1 pseudogene is annotated in these 228 nt (G+C 70.6%); it reads left to right on the top strand.

Annotation, left to right across the window (positions count from 1 at the left end):
* A pseudogene (locus ACSNOK_RS36705) lies at positions 1-228 on the top strand (hypothetical protein); the annotation flags it as partial.

Here is a 228-nt window from a genome sequence, read left to right as displayed (position 1 = left end):
ATCTCCGGCCCCGCCGCCACCGACGCCCTCACCGGCGCGAACAAGTACACCTTCCGCTCCGGGCGCCAGACCTTCCAGGACGTGGCCACCGCCCAGCGGATCCTCGAGGCCCAGGAGAGCGGCGAGGCGGGTGAAGACGGCAAGAGCGGAAAGAGCGGCAAGGAGAGGAAGGTCGTCGTCCTGGCCCAGGACAACGCCTTCGGCCAGGCCAACGTCGCCGCCGTGGAG

Origin of the sequence: Streptomyces sp. URMC 126, assembly GCF_051386555.1 — a bacterium.
Lineage (GTDB): Bacteria > Actinomycetota > Actinomycetes > Streptomycetales > Streptomycetaceae > Streptomyces.
The sequence above is the reverse complement of the archived record's forward strand: the minus strand, read 5'-3'. Positions and strand labels throughout refer to the sequence as shown.